At 34.2% G+C, this 3,901-nt stretch carries 5 protein-coding genes; all 5 read left to right on the top strand.

Annotated elements, in window-relative coordinates; translation table 11 throughout:
• The first annotated feature begins 328 nt into the window (after positions 1–328).
• The 5 genes from L2567_RS20595 (at position 329) to hchA (ending at position 3,669) form a co-directional block, all read left to right on the top strand.
• Positions 329–730: a peroxiredoxin family protein gene (locus L2567_RS20595; protein WP_235299752.1), complete on the top strand. Its 402-nt coding sequence runs from the start codon at positions 329–331 to the stop codon at positions 728–730.
• A gap of 51 nt (positions 731–781) precedes the next feature.
• On the top strand, positions 782–1,435 hold the full coding sequence (locus L2567_RS20600) for a hypothetical protein (RefSeq protein WP_235299753.1): 654 nt from the start codon (positions 782–784) through the stop codon (positions 1,433–1,435).
• Positions 1,436–1,527: 92 nt separating this feature from the next.
• Complete coding sequence (locus L2567_RS20605) at positions 1,528–2,103, top strand: Crp/Fnr family transcriptional regulator (protein ID WP_235299754.1); 576 nt, start codon at positions 1,528–1,530, stop codon at positions 2,101–2,103.
• 65 nt (positions 2,104–2,168) lie between these two features.
• Positions 2,169–2,798, top strand: a complete 630-nt coding sequence (locus L2567_RS20610; RefSeq protein ID WP_235299755.1) for an NAD(P)H-dependent oxidoreductase — start codon at positions 2,169–2,171, stop codon at positions 2,796–2,798.
• A 13-nt stretch (positions 2,799–2,811) separates the two neighbouring features.
• Complete coding sequence (gene hchA, locus L2567_RS20615) at positions 2,812–3,669, top strand: glyoxalase III HchA (protein ID WP_235299756.1); 858 nt, start codon at positions 2,812–2,814, stop codon at positions 3,667–3,669.
• The last annotated feature ends 232 nt before the right edge of the window (positions 3,670–3,901 follow it).

Genomic DNA, 3,901 nt, shown 5'->3' on the forward strand with positions numbered 1-3,901 from the left:
TCAGCTCGTTTCCTTTCCATCCAACCTTTGAAGAGGTCTTTCATCTCAATTACAACATGCTCCATCTATTTCCATTAACCACTTTTGATTAACTTAGTACCCGATGGAACTTCAGGGCACACTACGGGAGGTAACATGCCGCGATCACGGAACATTTCGCTAACGCTCATGCTCCGGATGCGGCTGAAACGTTATAAGTCAGCAAAGTCCAAACAATGAAAAAAACAATAACATTAACATTATTTATTTCTCTAAGTAACTTACTAGGAGCTCAAGTAAGCTACTTTAGTGTAGGAGACACATTGTGCAATTTTCTAAGATTGAAACAATGTCAGGCTCGCAGTATGATATTGATGAGATAGATAGCGAATTACTCGTAATGAATTTTTGGAATATTGGATGCAGAGGATGTGTGCAAGAAATGCCATTTCTCAATAAGATTCATACTGAAATGAAAGATGATCCAATTACATTTTGGTCAATCACATTGAATCATGAGAGTAATCTTACCGAATATTTAGCAAAGCATCCAATAAAATGGGAAATCAAAGGCAATGTTGACTTCACTGGCAATTTCAGTAAATCTCAATTTGATATAAAATGTATGCCGACGACCATTGTTATTAATAAAGAGAAAGAGATTCTTTATGCAAAATGCGGTCCAATTCTGGATGATGAAAATGGTCAAAGATTCGTAAAGCTTTTAAGGACAGGACAACCATGGGAATGAATAAGATTATTGGTCTTAAACCTTATTAAATGAAAACATAAACCAACACGCATGAAAGATAAAATTGATATAAGTGTACTGATTAAGATTAGCAAGGAAAAATATATTGATCAACTCCAGCAACTAGGGAAATTCTATTGTAATACATTCAAATACTTTCGTGAGATAGAGAACAACAATGATCAAGGAGATGTCAATGAAGGAAGAAAAGCTATCTTTCAAATGGGTAATTTTCAGATTCAGTTAGATAAGAAAACCATTGCGTATGGAGATAAATTGCAATTGTTTCCTAATGATTTTCATGATGGAAATATTTTCTGCATGTATGGATTTCCGACAGATAGAATTGACTTCGGAAAAAAGCAATTGCAGAAAATGGAAATTGAAATAGATACCTTGAACTTAGGTGAATACGCACTTATAATTCATAATGTGAAAGAGCTTATAGATAGAATAGAAAGAAAATTTACAGATATTGGAAGAAATTATAAATTCGAAGCTGTCAACTATATTGATTTTAATGAATATGAAGGTAAATTAACTCCATTTCATAAATCAAATAAGTATAAATCTCAGTCAGAAATCAGACTTTGGATTGAAAACAACATAGATGAACCATTCGAATTTTCATTAGGTAATTTAGAGGATATCTCATACAAATGTAAGAGCACGGATTTTATTAAATTACAAGCTAAGGTTTTATAAATGTCGACTTATAACACGCTGTAACACGTCATGGCTGCTATCGCTGACGCCACGACGGTTAACAGCTATCACGTTAGTGGTAATGAATTGAAATGAAAGAACTAATCGAATACATAGGAAAAAGTTTTACCCTCTCAAATGAAATTACCAATGATCTGAAAGCAATAATCATCGAAAGAAATATACAGAAGGGTGAAATAATACTTCAAGAAAATTCTAACAGGAAAATTCAAATATTTGTAGCAAGTGGATGCCTCAGGACTTTTTATAAAACTAAAAATGGAAAAGATCACACCTTACAATTTGCTACTAAAAATTGGTGGATTAGTGATTACATGACCTTATTCAACAAGGAAAAATCCCTTCTCAGTATTGAAAGTCTTTCACATTCAAAAATTTTCATAATAGAACAATCACAACTTGAAAAACTGTATTCCAAGTACCCAGAGTTTGGAATTATAAATCGTAAGAACCTTCAAAATCGAATTGCCTCGCTCCAAAAAAGAATCTTTGGACTACTGACAATGACCGCTAAAGAAAAATATCAGAAATTCATTACAGACTATGATATATTCGAGAAAGTAATACCAAATTATCAAATCGCCTCTTTTTTAGGAATTACGCCAGAAAGTCTAAGCCGAGTCAGAAAAGAAATCGCAAATTCCTGATTTCTTACCATAGATCAATTTATGAAACAATATGAATTCTAACCTTTGTGCTCTAAATCAGTACAATGGACTATATAAATCTACTCAATAAGAGATACGCCACCAAGGCCATGAACGGCATAGTGGTACCTCAAAAGAAAATTGATAGCATTTTGGAAGCTATAAGATTAACTCCCACTTCAAGTGGTTTGCAACCCTTTGAAATCTTTGTGATCACGGACAAAGAAGTAAAATCTAAAATAAAAGAGATTGCATGGAATCAATCACAAGTAACGGATTGTTCACATCTATTGGTTTTTGCTGCATGGGATCACTATACCGCAGACAGGATAAATCATATGTTTGATCTAACCAATGAAATCAGGGGATTTAAAAATGAAGGTTGGGAAAACTATCGACAACAGTTATTATCCAATTACCCTCAAAGAGATCCCCAGAAAAACTTCGAACATGCAGCTCGTCAAACATATATTGCTTTGATGTCAGCAATTACCCAAGCGGCAGTGGAAGGTCTTGACAGCACACCGATGGAAGGCTTTGACTCTCTTGCATTGGATGGCATATTGAGTTTACAAGAAAAAGGCCTGAAAAGCACTTTACTACTACCTATCGGGTATAGAGATGTAGACAATGATTGGTTAGTTAATCTTGTAAAAGTCAGAAAACCAATCAAAGATTTAATAAACCATATTTAAAAAAATAAAAGTCATGTTAAGAAAGTTACTAGGTATTGCACCTAAATTAGAATCGGATGGATCTTTTAGTCCCTCAAAGTTTGCAATTAAAATGGGAGTGCCTGATAAAACAGATTTTGAGAATATCTCTTATCAAAAATATAAAGGGACGAAATCTAAAATCTTAGTAATCTGTACTGAAGAAAAGAATCTAAAAATGAAAAATGGCAAGTATTTTTCAACTGGAAACCATCCTGTTGAATCATTATTGCCAATGCTTCATTTAAGAAATGCGGGCTTCGAATTTGATATTGCTACCCCTACTGGAAAACCTGCAGTTTTTGAAATGTGGGCCTTCCCAAAGAAAGACGAATATGTTAACGCGATTTACAAAGAACACAAAGCAAATTTTGAAAAACCTCAGAGCCTTTCAGATTTCATAAGTAATTCTTTTGACCAATCGGAAAGCTATGCAGCGGTATTTATTCCTGGTGGTCATGGAGCCATGATTGGAATACCTAATGACAAGAATGTCGATACTATACTTCGGTGGGCACATGAATATGAATTATTCACCATAAGTCTATGCCACGGACCTGGTGCATTCCTTTCAACAACTATAGAGAATCAAGAATTTCTATATAAAGGATACAACATAGCTGTATTTCCTGATTCAGTAGATAACCAAACACCAATGATTGGCTATCTACCTGGCAAAATGCCTTATGGACTCAGTGAAAAACTAAAAGCTCTTGGAGCAAAATTAATGAACACAAAAATGGATAAAACTGTATGTGTTGATAGAAAATTAATTACTGGCTCAAGCCCGTTAGCATCTAATGAATTAGGAAAACTAGCGGCAACAGAATTACTAAAAGCACTACGGCATTAATACAAAAGAAAATTATTAACAAAAGTGGCGATTAGAACTAAAAACTAATCGCCATTTTTATTGGGTAAAGATAATTATTGATATATCTCAAATGAATAAAATCGTGTAGGTAAAGGGGACTCTCACCCCTAAACCTCTCACAGAACCGTACGTGAACCTCTCAGCTCATACGGCTCTTCATGCTCATTCTTTCGAATCGAATACGCCACTAAACTCATTCCTTCCAAACGTA

Source organism: Portibacter marinus (genome assembly GCF_021533195.1).
In the GTDB taxonomy this organism is placed as follows: domain Bacteria; phylum Bacteroidota; class Bacteroidia; order Chitinophagales; family Saprospiraceae; genus Portibacter; species Portibacter marinus.